Here is a 17,596-nt window from a genome sequence, read left to right as displayed (position 1 = left end):
TTTTATTTATTTTCGTTTATTATTGTGTAATTAAATTCTTAAAAATAATGAACAGATTGAAATGTTGCCTTACCTTGTTTTTTTTATCCGTCTTTACGACCGTTTTTTCACAGAATTACCGTGACACTGTCATCAATGAGGTACGCAATGTTTCATTCCTTCTCAGTAGAAAAGATAAGGAGCAGTATCAGATTACAAAAGAAAAAATTCTGAAACTGGAAGAGGATTACGGTTACGAAGTCGATTTGAAGTTGAGGCTTATCGAGTACAGTTATTTGCACAAAGATCTGGAGTTTTTTAAAGAGCAACTCGAGATTCTGGTTAAGAATCATGGTTTTACGGTGGCTTATATGTCTGGAGGAGAATCGTATTCCGATGCGCTTTTAAAAGGTGAACTGTCGCCGTGGTTTAAGGCAATGTACCTTAAAAATCATTTTATCTGGCTTGAAAATAATTTTGACAAGCAAATCGATCAGCGCAAGCTGCATGATAATCAGATAAAGATTGAGGCCATACGGTCGGTGGTTTCAAAAGTAAATGATACGGAAACGCTATCTGATGCTGACAAAAAAACGGTTGACACCAAATGTAATGAAGTTCTTTTCAGTACCGTATCGCTCCTGCATGACCTTTGTCGTAAATACGATCAGTTTCTGACTGGGAAAAATTTCGGAATAGTTCAGACAAGCCCTTTTCCAAATTTACATACGAATTTAAAAATAAAGGAAAATATCGAGCGAACCTGGTTGCTCTTTGAACCGTATATAACAAAAAGCTATTTAAAGCACCAGACTGATTACAGCGAATATGTTGCTTTCGATGCTTACAGTTTTATTCATTTCGGGTATCAGAAATACGGATTGCTTAAAAAGGAAAATCTCCCCTTACATATGCGTGGACTGATCAGGGATCAAGTTGAAATTCCGATTCAAAATGCTTTTTTTACCGACAAAGTCAAAAGGGAAATGGGGTGGCAATAGTTAGTTCAAATCCTGTTTTTTTTTGTTTTAATTTTTGGTTTTGGAAAAGTTTGATTCGATGTTATGTTTCTGGTTGTGTTTTGATGTAAAAGTCTGAATTTTAAAAAATTGCATGAATAAAATGAGTTGTAAAATGCTTAATATTAATATAAAAAATAGTACATAACCAACTAAAATTCATAATTTTACTATTAAATTCAGTGTTATTTGAAGGACTTAAAAAGTACAGTTATGAAATCAAAAATTGCTGTTTACGAAACGCATCAAAAAGCTGTGGATGCTATTAAAGTGTTGAATGACGAAGGCTTTCCCATGGAAAATGTTTCGCTTATAGGAACGGCGGAAATAGTTGACGATCATATTCACATGCGTTCTGTGGATACATTTCAAAAAGCTCCGGCGGTGATCGGTATGGGAGCGGGGACAGTTATTGGTCTGCTTTCAGGTATCGGGGTTTTTACAATTCCCGGTTTTGGATTTCTATATGGCGCTGGTGCCTTGATAGGTGCTATAGCCGGTTTTGATCTAGGTATAATTACGGGAGGACTTATTTCTTTTTTATCTCTTCTTGGAATAAAAGATAATGAAGTCTTAAAATATGAAGAACATTTGAAGGAAGGGAAATTTATGGTGATAGTGAACGGTACACTTGAAGAAATAGAATCAGCTGAGCATATTCTGCACACAGAAGGAACTCATCTGGAAATGTCAGATTTATAAAAAACGAAAGCCGGCTTGCATTCATAATGCTAATCAACGGTTGAATCTGCAACTTTTTGATTCTCGACACAAACCAGACATGTTTTTAAAACATCCCATACTTAACATTTAGTATATCTGTGTTTTATTTTAGATTTGATTCATCTTAATAATTAAAATTGGTATTTTAACCCCGCATAGTAATTTCTTCCGGCTGCATTGATACCGGATGCAAAAGTTCGGTATTGTGTGTCTAAAATATTTTCGACTCCCGCATACAATGTCGCTCCGTAAATCGATTTACTGGAGGCTTTGAAGTTATAAGTTTTCCAAGCAGGCATGCCTCCTTGCGGCGCATATTGTTCGTTGTCTTCACCGTTCGGGAAATAATCGCTGATGTCTTTTTTGCCGTTGTAAAGCATATAAGCTTCAGCCATGAAATAACTGTGATCGTAGTTGATCCCTATTTTTCCGTAATACGGGGCAATGTGATCCAGCGGGCTACGGGTGCCGTCCTCATTTATGATTCTCCCTAAAGTGTAATTAAAGTTGGCAGTGAATAAAACATTGTCAATTAGATACGACTTAATACTTGTGGAAAAGCCAGTGACAAATGCCTTTCCCTTGTTTTGATTTGCCATGACCTGACTGATGGAGCCGTTGTAATCAATGGTCTCGGAACCGTTAAAGGTAAATTCATCGGTTACAATGGCATCAAACAATCGGGTATAATAATAAGTGTAGTCTAGCTGGAAGCGCTTGTTGTTGTTTTTTATAGTAAAGCCCAAATCGGCTGTAATGGTTTTTTCGGGTTTCAGATTCTCATTCGGTACAATAACGGTAGCGTTGCCTGATTCGAAAATTTTAGCCACATCGTCTATGTTCGGTACCCTGAATCCGGAACTCACATTGGCTGCCAGACGTACTGTTTTACTCGGGTAATGAATGATTCCTGTGGTGGCGCTGTATGTGAAGTGTTTTTGACTTATTGAAGTGAAAGGCAACTGAAAAATACTGTTATCTGCAATGGTGCTTTTTAATGACGCATAACCGCCACGTGCACCAATGTTCCATGATGTGTGAATGTTGTTTTTAGTGTTGTAGGTAATGTAAGTATCCGTTCGCAGCATATTGTTTTTTCCGTTCGGATAACGGGTGTCTATTGTTTCAGTCTCACCTGTGTTTATGTTGTTTGAGTAGGCGGAGGAATTCAAATCATCATAATAGGCCTCCAAACCGTACTGTAAGTCTCCGGAAGTGAATCCTTTTTTTAAATCGGCGTTCAAAGCAAATACGTTTACTTTTTCAATTCTGTTTTGCAGATTGTAATTTCCAAAGCGTCTGTTATGCCTGCTTTCTTCAACGTTTTGATAACTGACGGTTATTTTTAAATCGCTCCCGATAATTGCCTTGTCTTTAGTGAAAGTATAGGCGGAAAGAATTCTTTTTTGCGGACCATAAAACCACTCTGCATTTCTCAGTCCGCTTCCGTTTGGATCCGTCAATCGGTCGTATCTTGGAATATCGGAAGAAGTTGAAAACTGTAAATTTAAATCATGTAAATTTCCATTGTCCTGTTTATAGGCCAGCTTTTGCATGAAATTATATTGTTTGTAGCCCGAAAATTTCTGAACGTATTTATTGTCGTTTGGCATCAGTACATCAACCCCGTTTTGGGTTGTTACATAATGATCACGTTCTCCAAAATAGTCGGCACCGTGGTTCTTTTTTCTTCCCATTTTCAAATCGCCGAAATCATTGTAGGAAAAAGAAGTGAACGACGCCAGTTTTGTGCCGGCATAATTCAGATCGAAATAAGCGGTTTTTTCTTCATTGGCTGATGAAAAACGGGTAATGGCCTTGCCTGAAAAAATCTTCTTTGTATCATTTATAAATTGAGCTTTTTTGGTGCTGATGTTTATTGCGCCACCCAAAGCGTCACTTCCGAAAACCGTTGAGGAGGGGCCGAAAAAAACATCAAGGTTTTCAATGCTGTTTGCGTCAACGGTAATGATGTTCTGAAGATGCCCGGCTCTGAAAATCAAATTGTTCATTCGGATTCCATCAACCAGTAATAAAATTCTGTTTGCCTCAAAACCTCTTATTACCGGACTTCCTCCGCCTTGTTGTGACTTTTGAATCGTAACGGTTCCTGAATTTGCCAGAATCTCGGCCGTATTTTGGGGATTTTGGAATTCAATTTCGTTTTTGGAAATGATTTCAATCTGTTGCGGAATATCCTTCTTTGGTTTTAGGTACTTTTGAGTCGTAATCACTACTTCTTCAAGATGTTTTACTTCAGTCGTGTCTTTTTTAGTTTGTGTATAGGCACTTAGTGTTATTAGCGTCAGCAGTGAAAAATATTTTTTCATTTTTACGTAAGGGTGATAAAGTCAGGGCTATTTTATAGGGGGTTTTTAAAATATTTCCCAAAAGAAAGCGGGAGCAACTTGAATGAAAAAAGGAAGTATGAGTATATGGATTTAAGTAATCAGTGTTTCTCTCTGATAGTTGAATCATTTCTAAAGCCTGTGCATAAGCAATTGCTGAAACTCTTTTGAGATTCTGTTGGTCTTGTTTTTGGGTAACTGTTTTTTGACCGCCTTTTCGCGTCTTGTATTCGGCAATGTGCCTTATTTGTTTGGACGGATTAAAAGTGCCGTCGGGTATTTTTTTAGAATTTCCTTGTAATTTTTTTCGGCTTCAATTCTCGTTTTGAAGGTACCCACCCAAACCTTATAATTAGGATTGGAGTAGATGATAGTCCCGTCCAGGCTTTTAAACTCTTTTTTAAATTGTGATAGCGTTTTCTTTGAATCCTCGCTTGTACCGTAGAATATCTGAACCTTGTATTTGTCGTTTACCGTGATGGAGGAGTTTATCTTTCTTTTTTCGTTTAAGAGTGTTTCGAACTTCGGATCCTGTATAATGTTAATTTTTGAAGTTTGCGAATGGGCTTTTATGCCTGAAAAAGAGCACACAATAAAAAATGCCAAAAAAGGAAGGTTTCTTAAAATTCTCATAATGAAGTATGTTTGAAACAAAAATACAATTAAATAATTCAATCTGAAAACGCCTGATTATTTAGAATTGGTATAAATTGCAATTTATGATAAATTTAAGGTTTTGATAATAGGACATAAGTCGTATTTTTGTCCGAGTTTTTAAATAGGGTCTGTGCTTATCAGTGTAAGAGCAGTGCCAAATTTAGTTGATAATCATTTTAATTATGAAAAAAGTGGGTAACCATAATTCGTTTTCAAAAAAATTAATATTCAGTCTGGCGATGGTGTTGTCGCTGTCACTGAGTTCTTTAGCCCAAGATGCGGCGGCTCCTGCTGCCGGTGCAGGAGATCCTGCGAAAGGGAAAGCTATTTTCAATACAAATTGTGCGGCTTGTCACAAGCTTGATGCAAAATCCACAGGGCCTGCCTTGCGTGGTGTTGCGGATAAGTATGACAGGGAGTGGATTTATAAATGGGTTCACAATAGTGCGGACTTGATTAAATCCGGTGATGCCGATGCGGTTAAGATATTCGAAGAGTTCAATAAGACTCCAATGACAGGTTTTCCTCAATTATCAAATGAGGATATTGATAATATTTTAGCCTATACTTCGGCTCCTGCAGAAGAAGCTCCGGTTGCTGCCGCTACTGCTGTAAAAGGTGGTGAGTCTCAGGAAGGTGGTGTTTCCAATAACTTGATATTGGGTGTGTTAGCTGTTGTTTTGGGAATGTTAATAGCAATGTTGTTCTTTGTTAAGAATGTGCTTAATAAGATTGCAGCTGCCAATGGTGTGGAAGTGCCGGTTAAAGAAGGCTCTGTGTCGTTATGGAAAGCATTTGCTAAAAATCAGTTTTTGGTTTTGGTTTCTTCTATTGTGATGATATTAATAGGTATGTATTTTATCTATGGTTATACGATGCAGTTAGGTGTGGATCAGAACTACGAGCCGATTCAGCCGATTCATTATTCACACAAAATTCACGCTGGTGATAATAAGATTGAGTGTAAATATTGTCACTCATCTGCCAGAGTAAGTAAGAATGCGGGTATCCCTTCTCTGAATGTTTGTATGAATTGTCATAAAAATATCTCTGAGTTCCAGGGTGATAAAGATTCTACTTATGTTGAATATTCAAAAGAATTTTACACTGCTGAAATTCAAAAGTTATATGATGCAGTAGGATGGGATAAGAATACTATGTCTTATACTGGAAAAGTTAAGCCTGTGAAATGGGTGAGAATCCATAATCTTCCGGACTTTGCATATTTTAACCACTCTCAGCACGTATCTGTTGCCGGAATCGAGTGTCAGAAATGTCACGGTAAAGTGGAGACTTTTGAGATCATGAAACAAGATCAGCCGTTAACAATGGGATGGTGTGTGAATTGTCACAGAGAAACTAGTGTGAAAGTGGAAGGTAATGCTTACTATGCTAAAATTCACGATGAACTTTCTAAAAAATACGGTGTAGACAAATTGACGGCTGCACAAATGGGAGGTTTAGAGTGTGGTAAGTGTCACTATTAATAATAAATTAAGAAGCTAATATTTATATACAATGGCATCAAACAAAAAATACTGGAAAAGTGTTGAGGAGCTAGACCAAAATAGCTCTATTGTTGAGACGCTAAGAAACAATGAATTTGTTGAAGAGATCCCAACGGATGAATTCCTGGGAGATGCGGCTACACTGTCTGCTTCATCAACAACTCGTCGTGACTTTTTGAAATACGTTGGATTCTCTACGGCTGCTGCTTCTTTGGCTGCTTGTGAAGGTCCGGTTGTTAAGTCTATTCCTTATGTAGTTCAACCTGAAGAGATTATCCCTGGTGTTGCGGATTATTACGCAACTACAATGATGGATGGTTTTGATTTTGCAAATATCTTGATCAAAACACGTGAGGGTCGACCTATTAAGGTTGAAAATAATAATTTACCAAATGCTAAATTTGGTGCAAACGCAAGGGTTCATGCTTCCGTATTGTCGTTGTATGACAGCATGCGTTTGAAACAGCCAAAGATTGCTGGTAAAGAAGCTTCTTGGTCTGATGTAAATGCTGCGGTTGCTAAAAGTTTGTCTGAAGCGAAAGCAAAAGGAGGTCAGGTTGTGTTGTTGACCAATACAATGGCAAGTCCTTCAACAGACAGATTGATTGCTGATTTCATTGCGAAAAACCCGTCAGCGAAACACGTTGTTTATGATGCGGTTTCTTCTTCTACAGCTTTGGATGCTTTCCAAATGGTGTATGGTGAAAGAGCTTTAGCGGATTATGACTTTGGTAAAGCGGATGTTATTGTTTCAGTTGGTGCGGATATCTTAGGAGATTGGCAGGGTGGAGCTTATGATGCCGGTTATGCAAAAGGTCGTGTTCCTAAAAACGGAAAAATGTCCAAACATATCCAGATAGAAGCAAACATGTCTTTGGCTGGAGCAAATGCAGACAAACGTATTCCTTTGACTGTTACTGAGCAAAAACATGCTTTAGTTAAAATATATAATGTTATTACAGGTGCTTCAGCCGGTGCTGCCAATTTAGGTAAGCAGGAAGAAGCGGTAATGAAAGCAGCACAACAATTAAAAGCTGCTGCCGGAAAAGGTGTTTTGGTTTCCGGTTTAGATGATGTTAATGCGCAATTATTGGTATTGGCTATCAATAAAGCGTTAAACTCAGAAGCTTTCAATCCAGCAGCTGCACGTCTAATCCGTAAAGGAGACAGTAAGGCTGTTGCGCAATTGGTGGCTGATATGAAAGCAGGTTCGGTTCATACTTTAATTATGAACGGCGTTAACCCGCTTTATACTTTAGCAAATGCTTCAGAATTTGCTGAAGGTTTGACAAAAGTTAAAACATCGGTTGCTTTCACTTTGAGAGAAGATGAGACAGCTGTTAAATCTACTATCGTTGCACCTGCTCCTCATTATTTGGAGTCTTGGGGTGATGTAATGATTGCAAAAGGACACTATGCTATCATGCAGCCGACAATCCGTCCGTTGTTTGATACTAAACAATTCCAGGAAGCTTTAATGGCTTGGACTGGTAATACAGCCTCTTATTACGATTTCTTGAAAGCAGTTGGTTCTTCAATTGCTGTAGGAACAACTTGGAACAAATTGGTTCACGACGGAGTGTATACTTCTGAAGCGGCCGCAGTTGCAGGTGGTTCTGCTGATTTCGGTACTGCTGCTGCTACTTTGGCTCAGGCTAAAAATGAAGGCGGATTGGAATTGGTATTGTATACTAAAACCGGAATGGGTGATGGCCAGCAGGCAAACAACCCTTGGTTACAAGAATTCCCGGATCCTATTACAAGAGCTTCTTGGGATAACTACGTAACCGTTTCTAAAAAGGATGCTGAGAAATTAGGTTTAGAAAACTATAACGTGGCTAACGGAGGTCTTAACGGTAGTTATACAACTATTGAAGTGGCTGGAGTTAAGTTGCAGAATGTTCCTGTGATCATTCAACCAGGTCAGGCAGTTGGTACTATCGGTTTGGCTTTAGGTTATGGTAGAAAAGAAGCAATGAAAGAGGAAATGCAGGTTGGTGTTAATGCATACAAATTATATGCTAACCAAAATGCAAATCAGGTTGCTAAAGTTACCAAGACAGAAGGAGATCACGAATTTGCTTGTGTTCAGTTACAAAAAACATTAATGGGTAGAGGTGATATCATCAAAGAAACTACCTTAGAAATATTCAATACTAAAGATGCGGAATTCTGGAACCCGATTCCAATGGTATCTTTAGACCACCAGGCTACTCCTGCTACTGAAGTGGATCTTTGGAATTCTTTTGACCGTACTATCGGACATCATTTCAATCTTTCCATCGATATGAATGCTTGTACCGGATGTGGTGCTTGTGTAATTGCCTGTCATGCGGAAAATAACGTTCCGGTAGTTGGTAAGTCTGAAGTAAGAAGAAGCCGTGATATGCATTGGTTGCGTATCGACCGTTACTATTCTTCTGCAGAAACTTTCAAAGGGGACGGAGAATTGAAAGCAAAAGCAAGCGGATTAATGAATTCTATCGATACCTTAACAGGTATGGAAGATCCTTCAGAAAATCCTCAGGTGGCTTTCCAACCGGTAATGTGTCAGCACTGTAACCACGCGCCTTGTGAAACAGTATGTCCGGTAGCGGCGACATCACACGGTCGTCAGGGCCAGAACCACATGGCATACAACCGTTGTGTGGGTACTCGTTACTGTGCAAACAACTGTCCGTATAAAGTGCGTCGTTTCAACTGGTTCTTATACAGCAAAAACAGCGAGTTTGATTATCACATGAATGATGATTTAGATCGTATGGTATTGAATCCGGATGTAAACGTTCGTTCTCGTGGGGTTATGGAAAAATGTTCTATGTGTATCCAAATGACACAGGCAACTATCCTTAAAGCGAAAAAAGAAGGACGTCTGGTTAAAGATGGCGAATTCCAAACAGCATGTTCGGCGGCTTGTACAAGTGGTGCGATGGTATTTGGAGATGTAAATGATAAAGAAGGTCAGGTAGCTAAATTGGCAGAAGACGAAAGAATGTATCATTTATTAGAGCATATCGGTACCAAACCAAATGTATTCTATCACGTAAAAGTTAGAAATACTTAAGAGTAATAAAAATATTAATTAAGAAACAATATAAAGGATTATGTCGTCTCATTACGAAGCACCCATTAGAAAACCTTTAGTTATAGGTGATAAAACTTATCACGATGTAACAGTAGACGTGGCTAAGCCTGTTGAAGGTAAAGCAAACAAACTATGGTGGACCGTTTTCTCAATTGCATTAGCAGCTTTCCTTTGGGGAGCAGGATGTATGGTTTACACCATTTCTACCGGTATCGGAACTTGGGGATTAAATAAAACAGTTGGTTGGGCTTGGGATATCACTAACTTCGTTTGGTGGGTAGGTATCGGTCACGCCGGAACACTTATCTCTGCTGTATTATTATTATTCCGTCAAAGATGGAGAATGGCAATCAACCGTTCTGCGGAAGCCATGACCATTTTCTCGGTTGTTCAGGCAGGTTTGTTCCCAATCATTCACATGGGTCGTCCATGGTTAGGGTACTGGGTATTACCGATTCCAAATCAATTTGGATCACTTTGGGTAAACTTTAACTCGCCATTACTTTGGGACGTATTTGCGATTTCAACGTATCTTTCGGTGTCATTGGTATTCTGGTGGACTGGATTATTACCGGATTTCGCTATGATTCGTGACAGAGCGGTAACACCTTTCAACAAAAGAATTTATTCCATCCTTTCTTTCGGATGGTCAGGTAGAGCAAAAGACTGGCAGCGTTTTGAAGAGGTTTCTCTTGTTTTGGCTGGTTTGGCAACACCATTAGTACTTTCTGTACACACGATTGTATCCTTTGACTTTGCTACATCGGTAATTCCGGGATGGCATACGACAATCTTACCTCCGTACTTCGTTGCGGGAGCTGTATTCTCAGGTTTTGCAATGGTAAATACCTTGCTTATCATTATGAGAAAAGTGTCCAATCTTGAAGATTATATCACAATTCAGCATATCGAATTAATGAATATTGTAATCATGATTACAGGTTCAATTGTTGGTATTGCATACATCACCGAGTTATTTGTGGCTTGGTACTCAGGTGTAGAATACGAGCAATATGCATTCTTGAATCGTGCGACAGGTCCATACTGGTGGTCATACTGGTTGATGATGACTTGTAACGTATTCTCACCACAGTTCATGTGGTTCAAAAAATTAAGAACAAGCATCATGTTCTCTTTTATCATCTCTATCGTGGTAAATATTGGTATGTGGTTCGAGCGTTTCGTAATTATCGTTACATCATTGCACAGAGATTACCTTCCATCATCTTGGACAATGTTCCAGCCAACATTTGTTGATGCAGGTATTTACATCGGAACAATTGGTTTCTTCTTCGTATTGTTCTTGTTATATTCGAGAAGTTTCCCTGTAATTGCTCAGGCAGAGGTTAAAACAATTTTGAAAACTTCTGGTGACAATTATAAAAGAGAAAGAGAAAAAGAAGGACATCATTCACATAATCATTAATAGATCATGAGTACTAATAAAGTTATACATGCGATATACAATGATGATGATATCTTAATGGATGCAGTAAAAGCATCAAGAGCTGCTCATCATCACATCGAAGAAATTTATACACCTTTCCCGGTTCACGGTTTGGATAAAGCAATGGGATTGGCGCCAACTAGAATTGCAATTGCTTCATTCCTTTATGGAGTTGTTGGATTAACGGTAGCAGCTAATTTATTGAATTATATGATGATTGTTGATTGGCCACAGGATATCGGAGGGAAGCCAAGTTTTGCATTTTATCAGAATATGCCTGCTTTCGTGCCTATCTTGTTTGAATTAACAGTATTTTTTGCAGCCCACTTAATGGTTATCACTTTCTATTTAAGAAGTAAATTATGGCCGTTCAAACAAGCTGAAAATCCGGATGTGAGAACCACAGACGATCACTTCTTAATGGAAGTTGCCGTAAGTGGTAACGAAGAAGATATGGTTTCTTTCTTCAAAAATACCGGTGCTGTAGAAGTTAAAGTAATTGATAAGCATTAATAGAAGATATGAAAGCCTTATATAAAATAGTAGCATTAGTAGGTGTGTCGATCGCGGCAACTTCTTGCTTTGACAAGTCGAAACCTAACTATCAGTTCTTTCCTAATATGTATGAATCGGTTGCATACGAAACGTATTCAGAATCCAGTGCTTTTAAAAGTGGTAAAGAAGGTCAATTACCTGCAAAAGGAAGTATAAAAAGAGGTTTTGAACCTTATGATTATGAAAATACTCCAGCCGGTTACATGCAGGCTAAAACCGAATTAAAGTCACCGTTGGATTCGTTATCTGTTGATACGGAAAAAGGTGCTGAACTGTACAATATCTATTGTGCTGTTTGTCACGGTGAAAAGGGTGATGGTCAGGGTAATCTTGTGAAAAGAGAAAAATTCTTGGGGGTTCCTAATTATGCGGACAGAGATATTACCGAAGGAAGTATTTTTCACGTAATTACTTATGGTTTAAACTCCATGGGTTCTCACGCAAACCAATTGTCTCAGAAAGAGCGTTGGATGGTTACGGATCACGTGTTGAAATTAAGAGGAGAATTAAAGAAGTAAAACTCATTTGAACGTTTAGAAATATGTACACATTTTCAAACAAATTAAAAACCTTTGCATTCGTCCTTATGGCCCTTGGGTTGTTAGGTATTGCGTATGGTTTTTTAACTGCACCTAAAACTACGCAAGACGTAGAAAAAATATTAGCGGAAAGTCATCATGATGGAGGACATCATACTGCAGCCACAGCACATGAAGTGGCTCCAGCGACTGAAGCACACCACGAGGTTGCGGATACTGTAGCCCATGAAGCTCCAAAATCTGAAGCACACACAGTGGCAGCCGACTCTGTAAAAACAGTGGAAGCAGATTCAACAAAAGCGGTAGTTGCTCCAGTTGCAGAAGAGAATCATCATGATGCTCATGCAGCTAAAGCAGATACGCATGAAGCAGATGCGCACAAAGAGCATGAGAAACATTTAGAGCATGTTTTACATCAATTGCAAAACAAACCATGGGCAGCATTGTACGTGGCTTGTATTTTCTTCTTGTTGATTTCTATGGGTGTTTTAGTGTTTTACGCGATCCAATGGGCGGCACAGGCAGGATGGTCTCCGGTATTGTTCCGTGTAATGGAAGGAATCACTGCTTATTTGTTACCAGGTTCAATAATCTTCTTTGTATTGCTTGTTTTATCAGGGATGCATATGAATCATTTGTTCGCATGGATGGCAGAGGGTGTTACTGATCCGAAAAGTGAAAACTACGATGCTATCATCGCTGGAAAAGCCGGATTCTTAAACGTTCCTTTCTTCCTGATCAGAGCAGCTGTTTTCTTGGCAGGTTGGAACTTATATCGTTATTTCTCTAGAAAAAACTCATTGGCTCAGGACGATGCTACTGATGATTCTTTCTACAAAAAGAATTTCAAAATGGCGGCAGGTTTCTTAGCGTTCTTTATCGTTACGGAATCCATTGCTTCTTGGGACTGGGTTATGTCAGTTGATCCACACTGGTACAGTACATTATTCGGGTGGTATGTGTTTGCCAGCTTCTTCGTAAGCGGTATTACTACTATTGCATTCGTTACTTTATACTTAAAATCAAAAGGATATTTAGAATATGTGAATACAAGTCACATCCATGACTTGGCAAAATTCATGTTTGGTATTTCAGTATTCTGGACCTATTTATGGTTCTCTCAATTCATGTTAATGTGGTATTCCAACATTCCGGAAGAGGTAACTTATTTCGTAACCAGAATCGAAGACTTCAAATTACCATTCTTCGGTATGGTTGTTATGAACTTTGTATTGCCAATCTTAATCCTTATCAACACAGACTTTAAACGATTGACTTGGGTTGTTGTTATGGCAGGTATCATTATACTAACAGGTCATTATATAGATTTCTTCAACATGATTATGCCGGCTACTGTTGGTGATCAATGGTTCATCGGAGTATCTGAGATCAGTGCATTGTTATTCTTCTTCGGATTATTCATTTTTGTAGTGTTTACTGCTTTAACGAAATCACCGTTATTGGCAAAACGCAATCCGTTAATCGAAGAAAGTAAACATTTTCATTATTAATATTTTAAAGAAATAAACAAATGACAAGTTTATTGGTACTTATAGTTGTAGTTTTATTAGGAATTGCTGTTTGGCAATTGACTAAGATATTCGATCTGACACAAATCGGGGCAAAGAAGGATAATTCTGAAATTGCCAATGATAACGATAATAATGTGAATGGTTATTTGATGTTTGGCTTTTTAGTCTTCATTTATCTGACTACTATTTACTGTGTTGTGAAATTTGGTGATTTGCCTTTGATGAGCGGTTCTGCTTCCGAGCACGGAAAAGATGTCGATCAGTTGATGTGGATTTCAATGATTTTAATTTTCATTGTTCAGACTATCACTCAGGCTTTACTGCATTTTTTCGCTTTCAAATACAGAGGAAAGCAAGGAAACAAAGCATTATACTTCGCAGATAATGACAAATTAGAGTTCATCTGGACTATTATTCCGGTTATTGTTTTGGCAGGTTTGATTCTTTACGGATTGTACGCATGGACAAACATCATGTTTGTTGATGAGGAAGAAGACGTAATGTATGTTGAATTGTATGCAAAGCAATTCAGTTGGGAAGCAAGGTACGCTGGGGCAGATAATACTTTAGGAAAGGCAAACGTTCGTTACATCGAGGGAGTTAACACTTTGGGTGTTGATTTGTCCGATCCTAACGCACAGGATGACAAGCAGGTTGCGGAACTTCACTTGCCGGTTGGTAAGAAAGTTGTTTTCAAAATGCGTTCTCAGGATGTATTGCACTCGGCTTATATGCCTCACTTCAGAGCACAAATGAACAGTGTTCCGGGTATGGTAACGCAATTTGCATTTACTCCAACGATGACTACAGATCAGATGCGTAACACTCCTGATATGGTGGAAAAAGTTGCCCGCATCAACAAAATCAGAGCTAAGAAAAGTGCTGAGTTGGTAGCACAAGGAAAAACTGCTTTGGATTCCTATACGTTCGATTATTTATTGTTGTGTAATAAAATTTGTGGACCTTCTCACTTCAACATGCAGATGAAGATCATAGTGGAAAGCGAAGCGGATTACAAAAAATGGTTAAGCCAACAGCCTTTGTTAAGCAAGACTATTAAAGAAGCAAAAGCGGCTGAAGCTCCTGCAGCTGACGCTACAGTTCCTGCGGTTAAGATGGAAACAGTAAAAGTAGATACTACCAAAGCTTTAGCTCAGGTTAAATAATAATTGATTTTTTAATACTATTCAAATTAAAAAAATATGTCAGCAGTAGGACACGATTTAAGTCACGATCACGGACACGAACACGAACACCACCATAAAGATACTTTTATCACAAAGTACATCTTTAGTATCGATCATAAAATGATTGCCAAGCAGTATTTGATTACTGGTTTAATCATGGGTATTATTGGTGTTGCGATGTCATTATTATTCCGTATGCAGATTGCTTGGCCGGAAGAATCTTTCGGTATTTTTAAATTCCTTTTAGGAGAAAAATTTGCTCCGGGTGGAGTAATGCGTAATGATATTTACCTGGCTTTAGTTACGATTCACGGTACCATCATGGTATTCTTCGTATTAACTGCCGGATTAAGCGGTACCTTCAGTAACTTGTTGATTCCGTTACAAATTGGAGCGCGTGATATGGCTTCCGGTTTCATGAACATGATTTCATACTGGTTGTTCTTTGTCTCAACAGTTATCATGTTGTGCTCTTTGTTTGTTGAATCAGGACCGGCTTCTGCGGGATGGACAATTTATCCTCCTTTGAGTGCCTTGCCTCAGGCGATTCCGGGTTCAGGAACAGGAATGACTTTATGGTTAGTATCCATGGCTATCTTCATCGCTTCGTCTTTGATGGGGTCTTTGAACTACGTGGTTACCGTAATCAACTTAAGAACTAAAGGAATGTCAATGACAAGATTACCATTGACTATCTGGGCATTCTTCGTAACGGCTATCATCGGTATCGTATCGTTCCCGGTTTTATTATCAGCTGCTTTATTATTGATTTTCGACAGAAGTTTCGGAACATCGTTCTTCTTATCTGATATATTTATTTCGGGTGAGGTTTTACATTACCAAGGTGGTTCACCGGTATTGTTCGAACACTTATTCTGGTTCTTAGGACACCCTGAAGTATACATCGTATTATTGCCTGCTTTAGGTATTACATCTGAAATTATTGCGACGAATTCACGTAAACCAATTTTCGGTTACCGTGCGATGATTGCTTCTATTTTGGCGATTGCGTTTTTATCGACTATCGTTTGGGGTCACCACATGTTCATCTCCGGTATGAACCCATTCTTAGGATCGGTATTTACATTTACAACATTATTGATTGCGATTCCTTCTGCGGTAAAAGCATTCAACTATATTACGACATTATGGAAAGGTAACCTGCAGTTAAACCCTGCAATGTTATTCTCTATCGGATTGGTTTCTACATTCATCACAGGTGGTTTAACAGGGATTATTCTTGGAGACTCAACTTTGGATATCAATGTTCACGATACCTATTTCGTAGTAGCGCACTTCCACCTGGTAATGGGTATCTCTGCACTTTACGGATTCTTCGCTGGTGTATACCACTGGTTCCCTAAAATGTTCGGAAGAATGATGAACAAAAACTTGGGTTACATTCACTTCTGGGTAACTGCAGTTTGTGCTTACGGAGTATTCTTCCCAATGCACTTCATCGGTATGGCTGGTTTACCAAGACGTTATTATACTAACACAGCATTCCCGTTATTCGATGATTTAGCTGATGTTAACGTATTGATTACTGTATTTGCCTTAGTAGGGGCGGCTTTCCAAATTGTATTTATCTGGAACTTCTTCTACAGCATTTTCTACGGTAAGAAAGCGCCAATGAACCCTTGGAGATCAAACACGTTAGAGTGGACTACTCCGGTAGAACACCTACACGGAAACTGGCCTGGTGAAATTCCTCACGTACACAGATGGGCTTATGATTACAGTAAGCCGGGTCATGACGAGGATTTCGTACCTCAAACGGTTCCTTACAAAGACGGAGAAGAAAAACTTCATCACTAAGATTATAAATTCACATAAAAGGCCTTTCCAAACGGAGAGGCTTTTTTTATTTCTGATTAAATTCATTTAACTACTTTCGTATATAATTTAGTGCTATAAATATGACCGAAGAAATTGTTTGCAATGTTTTAGGTGAGGTGAAACAGCAGGTTTATGACAAATGTGGTTTTGTACTTTTAAATCCAATAGAAGAAAAGGAAAGCACCGATTACGCAGCTTGTCGCTTTCAATTGAACAACCTAAACATAGTATTTCGTTCGGCGAAAACAACACCAACCAAAATCGGTCAGTTCGTTACGATATGGAAACGGATTGAAAACGGACCTATTCAGCCTTTTGATTTTTCCGACAATGTGGATTTATTCGTAATCAACACAAAATCCGAAAATCATTTCGGACAATTTGTATTTCCCAAATCGGTGCTTTTAGAGCAAGGTGTGCTTACTTCTGAATTGAAAGAAGGTAAGCGTGCTATTCGGGTTTATCCGCCGTGGGATGTAACCATCAGTAAACAGGCGCAGAAAACACAAAATTGGCAACGGAACTATTTTTTAGAAATCCCATTTGACGGGTTGACGGATTTGGATCGGGTATCTAAACTTTATTTTCAGAAACCATAAAAAAATTTTAGTCTTTAAATGAAGGGAACTATCATTCAGGAAGTTCATAAGATTAAACCCTACTAAGAAAAGTGTTCTGACTTTACGAAGCGGTACACAGCAAAAAGAGGTGTTATTGTCCATTCTTTTTATAACTATCAGTGTAGGAACCTCTTTTTTGCGGTCTAAATAAAAAGAGGCCATATTTCTATGACCTCTCGCAATAAATTCTTGATTTACTATCACCCTACACTTTTAACAATAGATAGGATAGCGCCCGAAAAAGAACACGTTCGTAGTGCCTCTTATTCAAACATACAACAAATCAAAAATCTTAGAGTAAAATTACGTTTTTTTTGTATGGCAACCAACTGAAAAACAGGTTTTAAGAAAATTTTATGTGCATCTATCAGCGGATTTGCATTCGAGCGAAGCAACAGACGAAGGAATCCCTGCCCGCAAAGTATTTCAAACAAAAAATCCTAACTTAAAAAGCTACCGTCTGGCCGCATCTCTGAAAAATAGTGTGCAGATGATCCAGATTGAAAAGATTTGCACTGATTTCATATTCTTACTTAAAAAATTTTAGCCACGAATTCA

General features: G+C 38.5%; 13 protein-coding genes. 11 read left to right on the top strand and 2 right to left on the bottom strand.

Annotation, left to right across the window (positions count from 1 at the left end; genetic code table 11):
• Positions 1-47 precede the first annotated feature (47 nt).
• A complete protein-coding gene (locus FLJC2902T_RS04640; protein WP_023578615.1) occupies positions 48-980 on the top strand; it encodes a hypothetical protein in 933 nt (310 codons plus the stop codon).
• A gap of 231 nt (positions 981-1,211) precedes the next feature.
• Positions 1,212-1,700, top strand: coding sequence for a hypothetical protein (locus tag FLJC2902T_RS15720; RefSeq protein WP_023578614.1), 489 nt, complete (start codon positions 1,212-1,214; stop codon positions 1,698-1,700).
• A gap of 152 nt (positions 1,701-1,852) precedes the next feature.
• Here the strand turns inward: FLJC2902T_RS15720 and FLJC2902T_RS04630 are convergent, their stop codons facing one another.
• Together FLJC2902T_RS04630 and FLJC2902T_RS04625 are read right to left on the bottom strand one after the other, a co-directional pair.
• Entirely contained in the window at positions 1,853-4,051 is a 2,199-nt protein-coding gene (locus tag FLJC2902T_RS04630; protein ID WP_023578613.1) for a TonB-dependent receptor plug domain-containing protein, read from the bottom strand.
• A gap of 261 nt (positions 4,052-4,312) precedes the next feature.
• Complete coding sequence (locus tag FLJC2902T_RS04625; RefSeq protein WP_023578612.1) at positions 4,313-4,702, bottom strand: hypothetical protein; 390 nt, start codon at positions 4,700-4,702, stop codon at positions 4,313-4,315.
• Positions 4,703-4,908: 206 nt separating this feature from the next.
• Here FLJC2902T_RS04625 and FLJC2902T_RS04620 point away from each other — a divergent pair, with 206 nt between their 5' ends.
• From FLJC2902T_RS04620 to FLJC2902T_RS04580, 9 genes are all read left to right on the top strand, one after another.
• On the top strand, positions 4,909-6,213 hold the full coding sequence (locus tag FLJC2902T_RS04620) for a c-type cytochrome (RefSeq protein WP_023578611.1): 1,305 nt from the start codon (positions 4,909-4,911) through the stop codon (positions 6,211-6,213).
• A 31-nt stretch (positions 6,214-6,244) separates the two neighbouring features.
• A complete protein-coding gene (locus FLJC2902T_RS04615) occupies positions 6,245-9,298 on the top strand; it encodes a TAT-variant-translocated molybdopterin oxidoreductase (RefSeq protein WP_023578610.1) in 3,054 nt (1,017 codons plus the stop codon).
• 40 nt (positions 9,299-9,338) lie between these two features.
• Positions 9,339-10,745 carry an NrfD/PsrC family molybdoenzyme membrane anchor subunit gene (gene nrfD / locus FLJC2902T_RS04610; RefSeq protein WP_023578609.1) on the top strand — a complete coding sequence of 469 codons (1,407 nt, stop codon included), beginning with the start codon at positions 9,339-9,341 and terminating at the stop codon, positions 10,743-10,745.
• 6 nt (positions 10,746-10,751) lie between these two features.
• On the top strand, positions 10,752-11,279 hold the full coding sequence (locus FLJC2902T_RS04605) for a DUF3341 domain-containing protein (RefSeq protein WP_035677276.1): 528 nt from the start codon (positions 10,752-10,754) through the stop codon (positions 11,277-11,279).
• An 8-nt stretch (positions 11,280-11,287) separates the two neighbouring features.
• Positions 11,288-11,839, top strand: a complete 552-nt coding sequence (locus tag FLJC2902T_RS04600; RefSeq protein ID WP_023578607.1) for a c-type cytochrome — start codon at positions 11,288-11,290, stop codon at positions 11,837-11,839.
• Between the two features lie 23 nt (positions 11,840-11,862).
• A complete protein-coding gene (locus tag FLJC2902T_RS04595) occupies positions 11,863-13,371 on the top strand; it encodes a ribonuclease E domain-containing protein (RefSeq protein WP_023578606.1) in 1,509 nt (502 codons plus the stop codon).
• A gap of 20 nt (positions 13,372-13,391) precedes the next feature.
• Positions 13,392-14,558 carry a cytochrome c oxidase subunit II gene (locus tag FLJC2902T_RS04590; protein WP_023578605.1) on the top strand — a complete coding sequence of 389 codons (1,167 nt, stop codon included), beginning with the start codon at positions 13,392-13,394 and terminating at the stop codon, positions 14,556-14,558.
• Between the two features lie 36 nt (positions 14,559-14,594).
• Positions 14,595-16,397 carry a cytochrome c oxidase subunit I gene (locus tag FLJC2902T_RS04585; RefSeq protein WP_023578604.1) on the top strand — a complete coding sequence of 601 codons (1,803 nt, stop codon included), beginning with the start codon at positions 14,595-14,597 and terminating at the stop codon, positions 16,395-16,397.
• A 101-nt stretch (positions 16,398-16,498) separates the two neighbouring features.
• The gene (locus FLJC2902T_RS04580; RefSeq protein WP_023578603.1) at positions 16,499-17,017 is read left to right on the top strand and encodes a MepB family protein; all 519 of its coding nucleotides are present in this window, start codon (positions 16,499-16,501) and stop codon (positions 17,015-17,017) included.
• Positions 17,018-17,596: the final 579 nt, after the last annotated feature.

Source organism: Flavobacterium limnosediminis JC2902, assembly GCF_000498535.1.
Classification (GTDB): Bacteria; Bacteroidota; Bacteroidia; order Flavobacteriales; family Flavobacteriaceae; genus Flavobacterium; species Flavobacterium limnosediminis.
Note: the sequence above shows the minus strand (reverse complement) of the source record. Positions and strands in the feature narration are given on the sequence as shown.

Bases quoted from the DNA above. Each gene is read 5' to 3' on its own strand.
- FLJC2902T_RS04640 (WP_023578615.1), top strand. From the start codon at position 48: ATGAACAGATTGAAATGTTGCCTTACCTTGTTTTTTTTATCCGTCTTT.
- FLJC2902T_RS15720 (WP_023578614.1), top strand. From the start codon at position 1,212: ATGAAATCAAAAATTGCTGTTTACGAAACGCATCAAAAAGCTGTGGAT.
- FLJC2902T_RS04630 (WP_023578613.1), bottom strand. From the start codon at position 4,051: ATGAAAAAATATTTTTCACTGCTGACGCTAATAACACTAAGTGCCTAT.
- FLJC2902T_RS04625 (WP_023578612.1), bottom strand. From the start codon at position 4,702: ATGAGAATTTTAAGAAACCTTCCTTTTTTGGCATTTTTTATTGTGTGC.
- FLJC2902T_RS04620 (WP_023578611.1), top strand. From the start codon at position 4,909: ATGAAAAAAGTGGGTAACCATAATTCGTTTTCAAAAAAATTAATATTC.
- FLJC2902T_RS04615 (WP_023578610.1), top strand. From the start codon at position 6,245: ATGGCATCAAACAAAAAATACTGGAAAAGTGTTGAGGAGCTAGACCAA.
- nrfD (WP_023578609.1), top strand. From the start codon at position 9,339: ATGTCGTCTCATTACGAAGCACCCATTAGAAAACCTTTAGTTATAGGT.
- FLJC2902T_RS04605 (WP_035677276.1), top strand. From the start codon at position 10,752: ATGAGTACTAATAAAGTTATACATGCGATATACAATGATGATGATATC.
- FLJC2902T_RS04600 (WP_023578607.1), top strand. From the start codon at position 11,288: ATGAAAGCCTTATATAAAATAGTAGCATTAGTAGGTGTGTCGATCGCG.
- FLJC2902T_RS04595 (WP_023578606.1), top strand. From the start codon at position 11,863: ATGTACACATTTTCAAACAAATTAAAAACCTTTGCATTCGTCCTTATG.
- FLJC2902T_RS04590 (WP_023578605.1), top strand. From the start codon at position 13,392: ATGACAAGTTTATTGGTACTTATAGTTGTAGTTTTATTAGGAATTGCT.
- FLJC2902T_RS04585 (WP_023578604.1), top strand. From the start codon at position 14,595: ATGTCAGCAGTAGGACACGATTTAAGTCACGATCACGGACACGAACAC.
- FLJC2902T_RS04580 (WP_023578603.1), top strand. From the start codon at position 16,499: ATGACCGAAGAAATTGTTTGCAATGTTTTAGGTGAGGTGAAACAGCAG.